This is a genomic window from Geodermatophilus sp. SYSU D01180, assembly GCF_054050415.1.
Genome location: NZ_JBJGZH010000014.1, coordinates 16,633 through 31,063, shown reverse-complemented (window position 1 = coordinate 31,063; position 14,431 = coordinate 16,633). Strand labels below are relative to the sequence as shown.

The following is a 14,431-nucleotide window of genomic DNA, read 5'->3' as shown; positions in this document are numbered from 1 at the left end:
CCCGATCGTGCCGGAGGGCTCAGTCCTCCCCGGAGCCCGGCTCGGCCATCTTCCGGTTGAGCTTGGCCGCCACGTTGCCCGGCGTGATCGCCGACAGCCGGCCCATCGCCTTGCTGGCCAGCGACCCGGCGAACACCGACGCCTCGCCCTTCATCAGGCCCTCGAAGCCCTGCCGGGCGACCTGCGCCGGGTCGTCCTTGGCGTCGGTGGCGCCGAGCCGGGTGTCGGTGAGGTCACCGCGGTCGAAGAACTCGGTGTCGGTGGGCCCGGGCAGCAGGGCGGTCACGCTGACGCCGCGGTCGGACAGCTCCTCGCGCAGCGACAGCGCCAGGTGCTGGGTGAACGCCTTGCTCGCGCCGTAGACGGCCTGGAAGGGCTGCGGCGCCTGCGAGGCCACCGACGAGGTGATGAGGATCCGGCCCTCGCCGCGCGCCGCCATGTCCTGGGCGACGGCCTTGCCGACGTGCACGGTCGAGCCGCAGTTGAGCGCGACGATCTCCAGCTCCCGCGACAGGTCGGTGTCGGTGAACGCCCCACCGACGCCCACCCCGGCGTTCAGCGCGGCGGCGGCCAGCGGGCGCCCGGCGCCGCGGACGGCCTCCACCAGCAGCTCGCAGCCGTCGTACGTCGACAGGTCGGCGCGGACCGGCGAGACGTGTGCGCCCGCCTCCCGCAGCGTCTCGGCGGCGGCGTCCAGCTCGTCGTCCTCGGCCGCGACGACCAGGTCGAAGCCGTTCTCGGCGAACTGCCTGGCCAGCTCCAGGCCGATGCCGCTGGAGGCTCCGGTGACGAGGGCGAGGGGACGGTCGGTGGGCAGGGTCACGGGGACTCCCGGGGGGTCGGTCGCGGCTGCGGTCGCCCGCGGTCATGCCCGATCCGGCGGGGGCCGACCCATCCGCTCAGACCGGGCTGGAGACCCCGATGCCGCCGCGGGTGTCGCCGCCGTGGTGGGCGATCTCGGCGTCGAGGTCCAGCGGGCGGATCGTCATGGCCTGCGCGCGGACGTCGTCGGTGATCCGGTCGGCCGGGAGCAGCCAGGAGACCTCGAACTCCAGGCCGTCGGGGTCCTGGGCGTAGAGGGCCTTGGTGGTGGCGTGGTCGGAGGCGCCGACCAGCGCCCCGGCGGCGGTGAGCGCGTCGCGGACCCGGGCCAGCTCGGCGAGGGTGTCCACCTCCCAGGCCAGGTGGTACAGCCCGACGGTCGCGTGGCCGGCCTGCGAGGGGCCTGCGCCGGCCCCGGCGGAGAACAGGCCGAGGTCGTGGTCGTTGGCCGACCCCTCGGCCTGCAGGAACACCGCCCGGCCGGGGATCTCCGCCTTCACCCGGAAGCCGAGCACGTCGCGGTAGAAGGCGGTGCTGCGCGCGACGTCGCGGACGTAGAGGACGGCGTGGTTGAGGCGCTGGACCGGCATCCCCCGAGTGTGCGCGCCGCTGCATGAACGCTCAAGCAGTTGCCTCCGGTGACCTCGGGGTAGGGGGAGCCCGTGGACCACTCACGCGCCCCCGTCCTCGAGGCCCTGCAGGAGTTCCGCCGCCGCGGCGACGTCGTCTACGGCCCGCCGGGGCACAAGCAGGGCCGCGGGGTGGACCCGCGGGTGCTGGAGGTCGTCGGCGCCGACGTCTTCCGCAGCGACGTCCTGTCGCTCAACGGGCTCGACGACCGGCGCGAGTCGCAGGGCGTGGTCACCCAGGCCGAGGACCTCATGGCCGACGCCGTCGACGCCGACCGGGCGTTCTTCTCCACCTGCGGCAGCTCGCTGTCGGTCAAGAGCGCGATGATCTCCGTGGCCGGGCCGGGCGAGACCATGCTGGTCAGCCGCAACGCGCACAAGTCGGTGGTCGCCGGCCTGATCATCAGCGGCATCCGGCCGGTCTGGGTGCACCCGCACTTCGACGCCGAGCGGCAGCTGGCCCACCCGCCGGAGCCCGACGACGTCCGCCGCGCGCTCGAGGCGCACCCCGAGGCCAAGGGCATGCTGCTGATCACCCCGACCGACTGGGGCACCTGCGCCGACGTCGCCGGCGTCGCCGAGGTGCTGCACGAGCGGGACCTGCCGCTGATCGTGGACGAGGCCTGGGGCGCCCACCTGCCCTTCCACCCCGACCTGCCGGCCTGGGGCATGGACGCCGGCGCCGACGTCGTCGTCACGAGCGTGCACAAGATGGGCGGGGCGGTCGAGCAGTCGTCGGTCTTCCACCTCCGCGGCGACCGGGTGGACCCGGACGTGCTGGAGCAGCGCGAGGACCTGCTGGGGACGACGAGCTCCTCGGCGCTGGTCTACCTGACCCTCGACGGCTGGCGGCGGCAGATGGTCGAGCACGGCCGCGAGCTGCTGGGCGCGGCGATCGAGCGGGCCGGCCGGGTCGCCGGGCGGATCCGGGAGCTGCCCGGGGTACAGCTGATGGGCCGCGAGGTGGTCGGCCCCGGCATGGCCTTCGACCTGGACCCGCTGGTGCTCACGATCGACGTCCGGGAACTGGGGATCACCGGCTACCAGGCCGGCGACTGGCTGCGCGCCGAGCGGCACGTCGACATCGGCTCCGCCGACGCCTGCCGGATCAGCGCCCGCCTCACCCACGCCGACGACGACGAGACCGAGGCGACGCTGGTCGAGGCGCTGCGCGCGCTGGTCGACGGCGCGCGCTCCATGGAGCGACCGCCCCGGGTGGACCTGCCCGAGCCGCGCGCGCTGGAACTGGAGAACGCGATGACCCCGCGGGACGCCTTCTTCGGCCGCGTCGAGCAGGTGCCGATCGCCGAGGCCGCCGGCCGCGTCGTCGCGGAGATGGTCAGCCCCTACCCGCCGGGCGTGCCGGTGCTGGCACCCGGCGAGCGGGTCAGCCAGGAGGCGCTGGACTACCTGACCAGCGGGGTGGAGGCCGGGATGCTCGTCCCGGACGCGGCCGACCCGACGATGAAGAGCCTGCGGGTCGTCATCGAGTGACGGTCACGGTCGCGGTCGACGACGCCCTGCGGCCGCTGCTGCCGGCGCGGGACCGGGCGTCGGGCCGGCGCGTGCTCGCCGCCGACCCGGACGCGACCGCGGGCCACCTGGTGCAGGCCGCCGGCGTCCCGCTGACCGAGGTGGGCGCGCTGCTGGTCGACGGCGTCCCCCTGCCCCGGGACGCCCGGCCGCCGCCTGGCGCGACCGTCGTCGTCCGGCCCGTCCCCCGGCCGCAGCCGGCGCCGCCCGGGGGCTTCCTGCTCGACGTCGGGCTCGGCGCCCTGGCCCGGCGGATGCGGCTGCTGGGCCTGGACGCCGCGTGGTCGCCGGAGGCCCGCGCCCCCGACGCCGACGACGCCGAGCTGGTCGCGGCCGCCGTCGCCGAGGACCGGGTGCTGCTCACCCAGGACCGCGGGCTGCTCATGCGCCGCGCGCTGCCGGCGGGCGCGTGGGTGCGCGGCGCCGCGCCCGACGAGCAGCTCGCCGACGTCCTCGACCGCTTCCGCCCGCCGCTGGCGCCGCTCACCCGCTGCCCGGCCTGCAACGGCGTGCCGGTCGCCGTCGACGCCGCCGAGGTGGCCGGCGAGCTGGAGCCGGGCACCCGGCGGACCGCGACCGACTTCTCCCGCTGCCCGGACTGCGGCCGCGTCTACTGGCGCGGGGCGCACGCCCGCCGGATCGACGCCCTCGTCGAGCGGGCGCAGCGGCTCACCGCGGGCTGACGCAGGACAGCCTCACCTCGGCCCGCGGGGGCCACGTCCTGGCCCCACCGTGACACCCCGGGCGGGCAGTGCGGGGGGCAGGAACCCCGTCCCGTCCCCTGCGAGGCCCCCGTGTACCTGTCGAAGACCGAGGCCGCCGTCCTGCCGACGACGCTCGTCGGCACCCCGAAGACGCCCCCGCCGGCCGCCACCGGGCGCCGGCGGGTCTGGCCGCTGCTCGGCCCGGCCTTCATCGCCGCCGTCGCCTACGTCGACCCCGGCAACTTCGCCACCAACTTCTCCGGCGGCGCCTCGTTCGGCTACACGCTGCTGTGGGTGATCGTCGCGGCCAACCTCATGGCGATGCTCATCCAGAGCCTCACCGCCAAGCTCGGTCTGGCCACCGGCCGCGACCTCGCCACCAACTGCCGGGAGCGGCTGCCGCGGCCGGTCACCTGGGGGCTGTGGCTGCAGGCCGAGGCGGTCGCCATCGCCACCGACCTCGCCGAGATCGTCGGCGGCGCGGTGGCGCTGAACCTGCTGTTCGGGGTGCCGCTGCCGATCGGCGGGGTCATCACCGCCGTCGTCGCCTTCGTCCTGCTCGGCGCCCAGTCGCGGGGGCACCGGCCGTTCGAGCGGGTCATCACCGGGCTGCTGCTGGTGATCGGGCTGGGCTTCGGCTACACGCTGGTCGGGTCGGGGGTCGACGTCGGCGGGCTGGCCGGCGGCATGGTGCCCTCCTTCGACGGCCCGGGGAGCCTGGTGCTGGCCGCCGGCATCCTCGGCGCCACGGTCATGCCGCACGTCATCTACGTGCACTCCGCGCTGACCCCGGGCCGCTACGGCGACGTCGTCACCGCGGGGCGGACCGAGCAGGGACGGCGCCGGCTGCTGCGGGCCCAGCGGATCGACGTCCTGGTCGCGATGGGGCTGGCCGGGCTGGTCAACGCGGCCATGCTGGTCATCGCCGCGCAGCTGTTCACCGCGGACGACGGCATCGCCTCGCTGGAGAGCGTGCACGCGGGCCTGGGCGACCAGCTCGGCGCCGGCGCGGCGCTGGCCTTCGCCGTCGCGCTGCTGGCCAGCGGGTTCGCCTCCTCCTCGGTGGGCACCCACGCCGGCCAGGTCGTGATGGCCGGGTTCCTCAAGCGGCACGTCCCGGTGCTGGTCCGCCGGCTGGTCACCCTGGCCCCGGCGCTCGCGGTGCTCGTCCTCGGCGGCGACCCGACGACGGCGCTGGTCTGGTCGCAGGTCGTGCTGAGCTTCGGCATCCCGTTCGCGCTGGTGCCGCTGCTGTGGCTGACCAGCCGCCGCGACCTCATGGGCGGCTGGGTGAACCGGCGGGTGACCACGGCGGCGGGCTCGGTGGTCGCGCTGCTGATCATCGGCCTCAACGCCCACCTGCTGGTGGGCCTGATCCTCTGACCGGCCGCGGCCCTCAGGCGGGTTCGGGGACGCCGCCGGGGTCACCGCCCGGGTCGTCCGGCGTCGGCTCGACCGGCGCGGGCGGCAGGGGTTCCGGCGCGTCGGGGAGCAGCTCGCCCGGGTCGTCGGGGACCGGCTCGGTCGGGTCGAGGGGCGGGTCCGGCTCGGGGATGGGCGCGACCATCCCCCGAGTCAACCAGCGGCTCCCCGTTCCGCGCGACGGGCGGCGGCGAGGTCGGCGGTGCCCGGACGCCGTCGGCCCAGGACCGTGCGCCTCCTGCGGCGCCCCGGGTGGTCCTGCGGTGCTGCCACACCGCACGAGCGTCGGGGACACCGCGAGAGCACCCCTCGCCGTGGGACTGATCAGGCGACCGCCGTCCCCAGCACGTGCGGGCTCGGGGGCAGGCGCAGGCGCATCGGCGGGAAGTCGAAGCGCCGCACCCGCCGCACGGTGAAGCCCGCCCGCTCGATGTCGGCGACCTGGTCGGTCGCGGTGTGGCAACCCGCGGCGAGCAGCGGCCAGACGGTGGCGTCGACCAGGCGCTGCACCCGCCGCAGCCGGCGGTCCTGCGCGACGGTGTGCTCGAGGAACCGCAGCTCCCCGCCGGGACCCAGCACCCGGCGCAGCTCGCCCAGCGCCTGCGCCCGCTCCCGGATGCTGCACAGGACCAGGCACAGCACGCCGGCGTCGGCGGCGCCGTCGGGCAGCGGCAGCGCGTCGGCCGTGCCGGCGTGCACCTCGACGGGGACGCCGGCCGTCTCCGCCTCCCGCTCGGCCGCGGCCCGCAGGCGCGGCTCGGGCTCGACCGCGACGACGCGGGTGACCGCCGGCGGGTAGTGGCGGAAGTTCAGCCCGTTGCCGCAGCCGACCTCGACCACCACGCCGGCCAGCCCGCCGAGCAGCTCGCGGCGGAGGTCGGCCATGCCGGCGTCCTCGATCCGCCGGCTCATCCGCTCGTAGAACCGGCTGAAGACGGGGTGCGGGCGGTCGGTCGCCATGCGGCACGGTCCCGGCACGGCCGGGACCGCGTCAAGCGGGCAGGCGGGTCGACCAGGTGGACAGCCCGCCCGCGCGCACGAAGCCGAGCGCCTCGTTGACCGCGACCATCGGCCGGTTGGTGTCGGCGTTGTACGTGCTGATCCGCCGCACCTCCGGCAGCGTCGCGGCGAGCTCGCGCAGGACCGCGACCTTGACCCGGGCGCCGAGGCGGTGCCCGCGGTGCTCCCGCAGCACCAGCGTGGCGCCCTGGTTGGCCCGCTCCGGCTGCTCGAGGGGGACGTGCAGGTCGGTGAAGGCGACCAGCCGGCCGTTCCGCAGCGCGCCGGCCGACAGGACGGTGCGGCCGCGGTCCAGGACGACGGTCTCCTGCTCGCGGACCCGGGCGGCGTCCCAGTCCTCCTCGCCGACCGGCACGTCCCCGCTCGGCGCGTCCGTCGACATCCGGCGGCCGAGCAGCGCCCGGTCCTCGAGCAGCTCGTCCGGCGTCCGGTCCCGCCAGGTGCGCACCTCGTAACCCGCGCTCGCGGCGGCCGCCACGGCCTCCAGGGCCGCCAGCCGGTCCTCGTCCACGGGCAGCAGCAGGTCGCGGCGGGTCTCCTGCAGGCCGCAGGTCCACCCGTGCGCCTGCGCGAAGGCGCGGCCGGCCGTGCCCGGCCCGGGTTCGTCGACCTCGGCCACCAGCGACGAGCGCCCGGCCGCCGCGGCCAGCCGCGTCGCCTCCGCCAGCAGCGCGGTGCCGACGCCGCGCCGGCGGGCGGCGGGGTGCACGGCGACGTCGACGTGCGCGACCGAGGTGTTGTCGCGCACCGGCAGCAGCAGGCGCAGCGCGCCGACGACGGCGCCGCCGGCGACCGCGGCCCGGTGGGTGCCCTGCACGGCGCCGCCCGGGGTGGTCAGCCGCCGGCCCAGCGCGACGTGGTCGCTCGCCGGCCGCGGGGCCTCGCCGGGGCGGTCGGCGCGCTGGGCCGCCGCCCACACCGCGCACCAGGCGGCGAACCGGGCGTCGTCCGGGCCGGTCCGCACGATCTCCACCCGTCCGTTCTAGCCGCCGCCGCAACGCGATTCCGGGGCCCCGATCCCGGGATGAGGTGCTGCGCCGGCCCGTCAGCGGGTAGCCGACGCGGGGTGACGTACTCGATCGTCGCCCGCGACCGGGACACCGGCGAGATGGGCGTGGCCACCCAGTCGCAGGCCCTCGCCGTCGGCAGCAGCGTGCCCTTCGCCCGCCCCGGCCAGGGCGTCATCGCGACCCAGTCTATGGGCGAGCCCATGTACGGGGAGGTCGGGCTGGACCTGCTCCGCGGCGGCCTGAGCGCCCGGGAGTCGCTCACCGCGCTGCAGAGCGTCGACCCGCACCCCGAGCGGCGGCAGGTGGCCCTGCTCGACGCGTCCGGGGACGTCGCCGTCTCCACCGGGGACGCGTGCGTGGCCGCCGCGGGACACCGGGTGGGGACCGACTGCGCGGCGCTGGCCAACCTGGTCACCGGCCCGCGGGTGTGGGAGGCGATGGTCGAGGACGTCGAGCGCACGCCCGGGCCGCTGGCGCAGCGGCTGCTGCACTCCCTGCACGCGGCCGAGGACGCCGGCGGTGACCTCCGGGGACGGCGGTCGGCCTCGGTCACGGTCGTGCGGTTGCGGACGACCGGCCGCCCGTGGCACGACCGGGTCGTCGACCTGCGGGTCGACGACCACGCCGACCCGGTCGCCGAGCTGGACCGGCTCGTGGCCCGGCTGCTGCGCTACCAGCGGGTGGTCGGGGCCTTCCAGCTCGCCCTGGACGGGGACCCGCACACCGCCGACCGGCAGCTGGGGGAGCTGCGCCCGCAGGACCCGGGGACCGAGCCGGACCAGGTGCTCTGGCGGGCGGTCGTCGCCGCCCTGGCCGGGCGGGAGGAGGCGGCGCGCGGGCTGCTCGCCGGTCTCGCGGCCACCGCGCCGGAGTTCGTCGAGGCGGCCCGCCGCTTCGGCCCGGCCGGCCTGCTGCCCCGGGACCTGCTCGACCGGCTCCTGCCCGCCCCGTGACCCCCGCGGTCGCGGGAGGGGCTCAGGCGGGCCAGGTGCCGGCGAAGTGGTGCACCGGGCCGTGGCCGGAGCCGATGCCCAGCGACTCCCCCGCCCGCAGCGCCTGCTGCAGGTAGTCGCGGGCCTGCTCGACCACCGGCTCCCACCGCCCCGGGCCGCCGACCCCGCGGGCCACCAGCGCCGCGATCGCCGAGGACAGCGTGCAGCCGGTGCCGTGGGTGGCGGTGGTGTCGACCCGCGGCCGCCGGGTGACCTCGACGCCGTCGGCGGTGGCCAGGACGTCGACGCTCTCCGCCCCGCCGAGGTGCCCGCCCTTGGCGAGCACCGCGCCGGGCCCGAGCTCCAGCAGCGCCTCCGCCTGCGCGGCGAGCTCGTCGACCGACGTCGCGGGCGCGGTGTCCAGCAGCGCGGCCGCCTCGGGCACGTTCGGGGTGACCAGCTCGGCCACCGGCAGCAGCTCCGTGCGGACGGCGGCGATCGCGTCGTCGTCGACCAGCCGGTCGCCGCTGGTGGCGACCATGACCGGGTCGACGACGAGCGGCCCGGCGGCGCGGCCGGCCAGCACCGCGGCGACCTCCCGCACGACGTCGGCGGTGCCGAGCATGCCGGTCTTGGCCGCGTGCACGGTCACGTCGTCGAGCAGGGTGCGGACCTGCTCGCCCACGAACGCCCCGGGCACGGGCTGCACGCCGGTGACGCCGCGGGTGTTCTGCGCGGTCAGCGCGGTGAGGACGGCGGTGCCGTAGACGCCGAGCGCGCTGAACGTCTTGAGGTCGGCCTGGATGCCGGCGCCGCCGCTGGGGTCGCTGCCGGCGACGGTCAGCGCGACGGGCACCCCCGCCCGCCCGGTCACCGGGCCGCCCGCAGCGCCCGGGCCGCGGCGGCGGGGTCGGGCGCCGCGCACACCGCCGAGACCACGCAGATCCCGTCCACGCCGGTGACCAGCGGGGCCCGCTCGACGTCGATGCCGCCGATCGCCACCGACCGCAGCCCGCCGGCCGCCGCCTTCGCCGCCAGCGCGGCCACCCCCTCGGGCCCGAGGCCGGTGCCGGCGTCGGGCTTGGTGGGGGTGGACCAGACCGGCCCGATGCCGACGACGTCGACGGTGCCCGGCGGCAGCGCCAGCGCGACGGCCAGCTCGTCGTCGGACCCGGCCGACAGGCCCAGCAGCCGGTCGGGGCCGATCCGCGCGCGGACCTCGGCGGCCGGGGTGTCGTCCTGGCCCACGTGCACGCCGTCGGCGCCGGCCATCAGGGCGACCTCGACGTCGTCGTTGACGAACAGCGCCACGCCCGTGCCGGCCAGGACCTCCTCGACCGACAGCGTCAGCGCGTACAGCTGCCGGCACGACGCCGTCTTGTCCCGGACCTGCACCGCGGTCACCCCGCCGGCCACCGCCGCCCGGACGACGTCGGGCACGCCGCGGGGCCCGGCCAGCGCGGTGTCGGTGACCAGGTAGAGCGTCGGGTCGAACGCCGGCCTCACCGGGTCACCTCCGCGGCGGACAGGTCGGGGACCGCGTCGAGCGCGTCGAGCCACAGCGGCGCGAAGGTGCCCGGCCCGGCAGCGGCGGCGGCCGCGGCCTCGGCGGCCAGCGCGACGTGGGCGTGCGCGGCGACCGCGCCGGTCAGCGGGTCGTCGGTGACGGCGACGTAGGCCGCGACCAGGGCGCCGAGGGCGCAGCCGGCGCCGGTGGTGCGGGTGAGCAGCACCGAGCCGCCGCCCACCCGGACGGTGCGGGTCCCGTCGGTGACGACGTCGACCTCCCCGCTGACGGCGACCACTCCCCCGGTGCGCCCGGCCAGCGCGACGGCGGCGTCGAGCGCCTCGTCCGCCTTGTTCGTCGAGTCGACGCCGCGGCCGCCGGTCCCGGCGCCGGCCAGCGCCATGACCTCGGAGGCGTTGCCGCGGACGACGGCCGGGCGCGACTCCAGCAGCTCGGCGGCGAGACCGGTGCGGTAGGGCAGCGCGCCGACGGCGACCGGGTCGAGCACCCACGGCGTGCCGGCGGCCGCGGCCGAGCGGGCGGCCAGCCGCATCGCCTCGGCGGTGCGCTGGTTGACGGTGCCGACGTTCACCAGCACCGCCGAGGCCACCGCGGCGAAGCCCTCGGCCTCCAGCGGCTCGTCGACCATCGCCGGGGCCGCGCCGACGGCGAGCAGCGCGTTCGCCGTCAGCGTCTGCACGACGGTGTTGGTCAGGCAGTGCACCAGCGGTGCGGCGCCCGTCAGGGCCTGACGGGCAGCGGTCAGAGCAGCGGCATCCACGCCGTGACATCCCTTCGCCAGCATGACCTGGACAGGTTCGACGGGTGTGTTCTCAGCCCACCGGACGGCGGACACCCCGAGTCACTGCCCGCCGACGCTACCCCCGGTCCGCCAGGCGCCGTCGAAGAAGGCCAGCTCCAGCTCCATCGCCCGCCGGTAGGCCCGGCGCACGGCCGGGGTGTCGGCGGCCAGCCGGTCCAGCAGCGCCTCGAGTGTTGCGGCGAGCTCCTCGAAGCCCGGGTCGGCGTAGGTGTCGACCCACTCGCGGTACGGCCCGGTTGCACGTGGAACCAGGGCCCGGCCGAGGTGCGCGTAGAGCCGCATGCACGGCGTCATCGCCGCACACACCTCCCCGGCGTCACCGAGCGCGGCCGTGGCCAGCAGGAACTCGGTGTAGGCGAGCGTCGCGGGGGACGGGACGACGTCGGCCAGGTCGATGCCCCAGCGGGCGGCGTAGCCGTCGTGCAGCCGCAGCTCCTCGCGGACGCCGGCCAGCAGGTCGGCGAAGGCCTCCAGCGTCGCCCGGTCGCGGCTGTGCGCCACCCCGAGCGCGTAGGCGCGGGCGAAGGCCTCGAGGAAGAACGCGTCCTGGGCGACGTAGCCGGCGAACCGCTCGCGCGGCAGCGTGCCGTCGGCGATCCCGGTGACGAACGGGTGCTCCCGCGCGGCGGCGGCGAGGTCGGCGCTGCCCGCCCAGAGGTCCGCCGCGAGGGTCACGCGTCCAGCGCCATCTGCCAGAACGCGGTCTCCGCGGCGACCACCTCGAGGAAGACGGAGTCGGGCGCCCCGCCGGCCACCGCCTCCAGCCCGGCCACGTACCCGGCGAAGCCCGGCGCCGTCCAGTGCTCGACGAACTCCCGGTACGGCTCCGCGCCGGGCCGGGCGGCCGACCACGCGTCGAGGTAGGTCCGCTCGATCGTCCACAGCGCGGTGAGCGCGGTGGGCAGGTCGGCGGCGTCGAGCCGGTACAGCAGGTCCCCGTAGGCGATGGTGGCCGGCAGCTGCGGGGCGTCGAGGTCCAGCCCGCGGGCGGCGGCCTGCTCGGTGAACCAGTCCAGCTCCGCGACCAGCGAGACGCAGCCGGCGGCGAGCACCCCCTGCGCCGCGCGGGGCGCCCGGGCCAGCAGCCGCGCCTGGAAGCGCAGCAGGTCGGCGACGAAGTACGCGTCCTGCACCAGCCAGGTGTCGAAGGCAGCGGGCGGCAGCGTGCCGTCGCGGACGGCGTCGAGGAACGGGTGGCGGGTGGCTCGGCCCCAGGCGTCGGCGTGGCGGGCGAGCAGGTCGGCGACCGGCACGGCGCCCGACCCTACGGGGTGGCTATGGTGGCGCCGCCATGTGCGGGAGCTCGGGGCAACCGGGCTGAGAGGGCGGCTGAGCGCGCCGCCGACCGCTGGAACCTGACCGGGTAATGCCGGCGTAGGGAGCAGCCATGAGCACGGCGGATGACGTCCGCACCCCCGACGCACCCCTGACGCTCGACCAGGCGCCGCCGCGCACGCTGGGCCTGGCCGCCAACCTCGGCCTGTGGGCCGACCTCGGCGTCAGCCTGCTGCTGCCGGTGGCGGCGGTGTTCGTCGTCCTGCCGGGGCGGTCGCTGGCGGTCACGCTCGCCGCGGTCGTCGTCGGCGCCGTGCTCGGGTCGGCGCTGCTCGGGCTGGTGGCCGCCGCCGGCGCGCGCGAGGGCGTGCCCGGGATGGTGCTGCTGCGCGGGCTGCTCGGCCGGCGCACGTCCTGGCTGCCCACGGCGTTCAACCTCGTGCAGTGCATCGGGTGGGCGACGTTCGAGATCGTCGTCATCGCCGAGGCCGCCGCCCGGGTGCTGGACGCGCCGCGCTGGCCGTTCGTCGTCGCCGCCGGGGTGCTGGCGACCGCGATGGCGCTGCGGCCCCTCGGCGTGGTGCGGGTGCTCGCCCGGTACGCCGTCTGGGCCGCGCTGGCCGCCGTCGCCTACCTGTTCGTGCAGGTCCTGGCCGAGCCGCTGCCGCCGCTGGAGGGCGGCGGGGCGACGTCGTTCTGGACCGCCGCCGACATCGTCATCGCACTGCCGGTGTCCTGGCTGCCGCTGGCCGCCGACTACACCCGCCACGCCCGCAGCGCCCGCGCCGCCGGCGTCGGGTCGGCGGTGGGCTACGGCGCCGCCACCGTCGTGATGTTCACCCTCGGCGTGCTGGCGCTGGCCGCCTACGGCAGCGCGGGCATCGACGTCATCGGCGCGCTGCTGGCCGTCCCGCTGGGCGCCGTCGCGGTGCTCGTGCTGGTGGCCGTCGAGCTCGACGAGGCCTTCGCCAACCTCTACTCGACGGCGGTGTCGGCGCAGAACGTCGTGGCGCGGCTGGACCGGCGGGTGCTCGCCGTGGGCGTGGGCGCCGTCGCGACGCTGCTCGCGCTGACCTTCGACGTCGCCGCCTACGAGCCGTTCCTCTTCCTCATCGGCGCGGTGTTCGTGCCGCTGGCCGGGGTGCTGATCGTGGCCTACCGGCTGACCCCGCGCGGGCGCTGGGACACCTCCGACACCGCGCCCGCCCGGCCGCTGTACCTGCTGCCGTGGGCGGCCGGGTTCGTCGCCTACCAGCTGACCCTGCCCACGTACTTCCCCGGCCCGGGAGCGGGCTGGACGGCGTGGTGGGGCGCCCGGCAGGCCGACCTCGGCATCGACCCGGCCAACGGCTGGTCGGCGTCGCTGGTGGGGCTGGCCGTGGCCGTCGTGCTCACCGTGCCGCTCGTGCTGGCCGGCCGCCGGCGGTGACCGACGTCGCCGTCGCGGGAGGCGGCCTGGTCGGGCTCGCGGTGGCCTGGCGGGCCGCCCGCCGCGGGCTGTCGGTGACCGTCGTCGACGACGCCCCCGGCAGCGGCGCCTCCGCCGCGGCGGCCGGGATGCTCGCGCCGGTCACCGAGGCCGGCTACCGCGAGGAGCCGCTGCTGCGGCTGGGCCTGGACTCCCTCGCCCGCTGGCCGGCCTTCGCCGCGGAGCTCGAGGCCGCCGCCGGGACGCCGGTCGGGCTGCGCACCGCCGGCACGCTGGTGGTCGGGTTCGACGAGGACGACGTCCGTGAGCTCGACGCGCTGCACGCCTTCCAGGGCGAGCTCGGCCTGGCGGCGCGGCGGCTGACCCCGCGCGAGGCCCGCCGCCGCGAGCCGGCGCTGGCCACCCGGGTGCGCGGCGGGCTGCTGGTCGAGGGCGACCACTCGGTGGACGGGCGGGCGGTGCACGCCGCGCTGCTGGCCGCGGCGGCGTCGGCCGGGGTGACCCTGGTGCGCGACCGGGTGGCGGGGGTCGTCGTCGACGGCGGCCGCGCCGCCGGCCTGGGGCTGGCGTCCGGGGACGTGCTCCCCGCCGGCGCCACGGTGCTCGCGCTCGGCGCGCGCAGCGGGCAGCTGCCCGGCGTCCCGCCGCTGCCGGTGCGCCCGGTCAAGGGCCAGGTCCTGCGGCTGGCCGGTGCGGCCGGGCTGCTCGAGGGCACCGTGCGGGCGCTGGTCCGCGGCCGGCCCGTCTACCTCGTCCCCCACGCCGGCGACCGGCTGGTCGTGGGCGCCACCAGCGAGGACCGCGGCTTCGACGCCCGGGTCACCGCCGGCGGCGTGCACGACCTGCTGCACGACGCGATCGACGTCGTCCCGGAGGTCTCGGAGCTCGAGCTGACCGAGACGCTGGCCCGCTGGCGGCCGGGGACGCCGGACAACGCGCCGCTGCTGGGGCCCTCGTCGCTGCCCGGGCTGGTGCTGGCCACCGGCCACCACCGCAACGGAGTCCTGCTCACCCCCGTGACCGCCGAGGCCACCGCCGAGCTGCTCGCCACCGGCGCGCTGCCCGCGGTCGCCGCCCCGTTCACCGCCGACCGCTTCCGGGTCGGACCTCCGAGGAGGACGCAGTGCAGCTGACCGTCAACGGCTCCCCGGCCGACCTGGCCGACGGCGCCACCGTGGCCGACCTCGTGGCCCAGCGCGCCGCGGGCCACGACCGCGTGGCCGTCGCCCGCAACGGCGACGTCGTCCCGCGCAGCAGCTGGGCGCAGACCCCGCTGGCCCCCGGCGACGCCGTCGAGGTGCTCGCCCCGACCGCAGGAGGCTGAC

The 14,431-nt window shown here is 77.3% G+C and carries 17 protein-coding genes and 2 riboswitches; of the genes, 7 read left to right on the top strand and 10 right to left on the bottom strand.

Features of this window, described 5'->3' with window-relative positions; all coding sequences use genetic code 11:
* Positions 1–19: 19 nt before the first annotated feature.
* Both ACI8AA_RS14110 and ACI8AA_RS14105 read right to left on the bottom strand, forming a co-directional pair.
* Positions 20–823 (bottom strand): SDR family NAD(P)-dependent oxidoreductase, encoded by an 804-nt coding sequence (locus ACI8AA_RS14110; protein ID WP_457045034.1) that lies wholly within the window; start codon positions 821–823, stop codon positions 20–22.
* Between the two features lie 76 nt (positions 824–899).
* Positions 900–1,412 carry a VOC family protein gene (locus tag ACI8AA_RS14105; protein WP_457045033.1) on the bottom strand — a complete coding sequence of 171 codons (513 nt, stop codon included), beginning with the start codon at positions 1,410–1,412 and terminating at the stop codon, positions 900–902.
* A gap of 72 nt (positions 1,413–1,484) precedes the next feature.
* Between ACI8AA_RS14105 and ACI8AA_RS14100 the strand changes: the two genes are divergently transcribed.
* The 3 genes from ACI8AA_RS14100 to ACI8AA_RS14090 all read left to right on the top strand — a co-directional run bounded on the left by ACI8AA_RS14100 (position 1,485) and on the right by ACI8AA_RS14090 (position 5,071).
* A complete protein-coding gene (locus ACI8AA_RS14100) occupies positions 1,485–2,945 on the top strand; it encodes an aminotransferase class I/II-fold pyridoxal phosphate-dependent enzyme (RefSeq protein ID WP_457045032.1) in 1,461 nt (486 codons plus the stop codon).
* Positions 2,942–3,667 carry a Mut7-C RNAse domain-containing protein gene (locus ACI8AA_RS14095; protein WP_457045031.1) on the top strand — a complete coding sequence of 242 codons (726 nt, stop codon included), beginning with the start codon at positions 2,942–2,944 and terminating at the stop codon, positions 3,665–3,667. The genes ACI8AA_RS14100 and ACI8AA_RS14095 overlap by 4 nt, the downstream gene beginning before the upstream one ends.
* 111 nt (positions 3,668–3,778) lie before the next feature.
* Entirely contained in the window at positions 3,779–5,071 is a 1,293-nt protein-coding gene (locus ACI8AA_RS14090) for an Nramp family divalent metal transporter (protein WP_457045030.1), read from the top strand.
* A 13-nt stretch (positions 5,072–5,084) separates the two neighbouring features.
* Here the strand turns inward: ACI8AA_RS14090 and ACI8AA_RS14085 are convergent, their stop codons facing one another.
* From ACI8AA_RS14085 to ACI8AA_RS14075, 3 genes are all read right to left on the bottom strand, one after another.
* Positions 5,085–5,255 carry a hypothetical protein gene (locus tag ACI8AA_RS14085; protein WP_456936205.1) on the bottom strand — a complete coding sequence of 57 codons (171 nt, stop codon included), beginning with the start codon at positions 5,253–5,255 and terminating at the stop codon, positions 5,085–5,087.
* Between the two features lie 179 nt (positions 5,256–5,434).
* The gene (locus tag ACI8AA_RS14080; protein WP_457045029.1) at positions 5,435–6,070 is read right to left on the bottom strand and encodes a class I SAM-dependent methyltransferase; all 636 of its coding nucleotides are present in this window, start codon (positions 6,068–6,070) and stop codon (positions 5,435–5,437) included.
* A gap of 31 nt (positions 6,071–6,101) precedes the next feature.
* On the bottom strand, positions 6,102–7,103 hold the full coding sequence (locus tag ACI8AA_RS14075; protein WP_457045028.1) for a GNAT family N-acetyltransferase: 1,002 nt from the start codon (positions 7,101–7,103) through the stop codon (positions 6,102–6,104).
* A gap of 93 nt (positions 7,104–7,196) precedes the next feature.
* Between ACI8AA_RS14075 and ACI8AA_RS14070 the strand changes: the two genes are divergently transcribed.
* Positions 7,197–8,093 carry a DUF1028 domain-containing protein gene (locus ACI8AA_RS14070; RefSeq protein ID WP_457045027.1) on the top strand — a complete coding sequence of 299 codons (897 nt, stop codon included), beginning with the start codon at positions 7,197–7,199 and terminating at the stop codon, positions 8,091–8,093.
* A gap of 22 nt (positions 8,094–8,115) precedes the next feature.
* Here the strand turns inward: ACI8AA_RS14070 and thiD are convergent, their stop codons facing one another.
* The 5 genes from thiD to ACI8AA_RS14045 form a co-directional block, all read right to left on the bottom strand.
* Positions 8,116–8,946: a bifunctional hydroxymethylpyrimidine kinase/phosphomethylpyrimidine kinase gene (gene thiD, locus ACI8AA_RS14065; RefSeq protein ID WP_457045026.1), complete on the bottom strand. Its 831-nt coding sequence runs from the start codon at positions 8,944–8,946 to the stop codon at positions 8,116–8,118.
* Positions 8,943–9,578, bottom strand: coding sequence for a thiamine phosphate synthase (gene thiE / locus ACI8AA_RS14060; protein WP_457045025.1), 636 nt, complete (start codon positions 9,576–9,578; stop codon positions 8,943–8,945). The genes thiD and thiE overlap by 4 nt, the downstream gene beginning before the upstream one ends.
* The gene (thiM, locus tag ACI8AA_RS14055; RefSeq protein WP_456927806.1) at positions 9,575–10,360 is read right to left on the bottom strand and encodes a hydroxyethylthiazole kinase; all 786 of its coding nucleotides are present in this window, start codon (positions 10,358–10,360) and stop codon (positions 9,575–9,577) included. Before thiM ends, thiE begins: the two co-directional genes overlap by 4 nt.
* Positions 10,353–10,449, bottom strand: a riboswitch (TPP riboswitch). It overlaps the preceding gene by 8 nt.
* On the bottom strand, positions 10,442–11,077 hold the full coding sequence (locus ACI8AA_RS14050) for a TenA family protein (protein ID WP_457045024.1): 636 nt from the start codon (positions 11,075–11,077) through the stop codon (positions 10,442–10,444). Its footprint overlaps the riboswitch before it by 8 nt.
* Positions 11,074–11,655 carry a thiaminase II/PqqC family protein gene (locus ACI8AA_RS14045; protein WP_457045023.1) on the bottom strand — a complete coding sequence of 194 codons (582 nt, stop codon included), beginning with the start codon at positions 11,653–11,655 and terminating at the stop codon, positions 11,074–11,076. The genes ACI8AA_RS14050 and ACI8AA_RS14045 overlap by 4 nt, the downstream gene beginning before the upstream one ends.
* A 39-nt stretch (positions 11,656–11,694) precedes the next feature.
* A riboswitch (TPP riboswitch) is annotated at positions 11,695–11,786 on the top strand.
* 3 nt (positions 11,787–11,789) lie between these two features.
* Between ACI8AA_RS14045 and ACI8AA_RS14040 the strand changes: the two genes are divergently transcribed.
* Genes ACI8AA_RS14040 through thiS form a run of 3 tightly spaced genes read left to right on the top strand, consistent with a single transcriptional unit; the run spans position 11,790 to position 14,430 of the window.
* Complete coding sequence (locus ACI8AA_RS14040; protein WP_457045022.1) at positions 11,790–13,106, top strand: purine-cytosine permease family protein; 1,317 nt, start codon at positions 11,790–11,792, stop codon at positions 13,104–13,106.
* Positions 13,103–14,239: a glycine oxidase ThiO gene (gene thiO / locus ACI8AA_RS14035; protein ID WP_457045021.1), complete on the top strand. Its 1,137-nt coding sequence runs from the start codon at positions 13,103–13,105 to the stop codon at positions 14,237–14,239. Before ACI8AA_RS14040 ends, thiO begins: the two co-directional genes overlap by 4 nt.
* The gene (gene thiS / locus ACI8AA_RS14030; RefSeq protein ID WP_457045020.1) at positions 14,230–14,430 is read left to right on the top strand and encodes a sulfur carrier protein ThiS; all 201 of its coding nucleotides are present in this window, start codon (positions 14,230–14,232) and stop codon (positions 14,428–14,430) included. Before thiO ends, thiS begins: the two co-directional genes overlap by 10 nt.
* Position 14,431 lies beyond the last annotated feature (1 nt).

What these genes read in the sequence shown, in the direction of transcription:
- ACI8AA_RS14105 (WP_457045033.1), bottom strand. Translation starts at nt 1,412, where the DNA reads ATGCCGGTCCAGCGCCTCAACCACGCCGTCCTCTACGTCCGCGACGTC.
- ACI8AA_RS14085 (WP_456936205.1), bottom strand. Translation starts at nt 5,255, where the DNA reads ATGGTCGCGCCCATCCCCGAGCCGGACCCGCCCCTCGACCCGACCGAG.
- ACI8AA_RS14080 (WP_457045029.1), bottom strand. Translation starts at nt 6,070, where the DNA reads ATGGCGACCGACCGCCCGCACCCCGTCTTCAGCCGGTTCTACGAGCGG.
- ACI8AA_RS14040 (WP_457045022.1), top strand. Translation starts at nt 11,790, where the DNA reads ATGAGCACGGCGGATGACGTCCGCACCCCCGACGCACCCCTGACGCTC.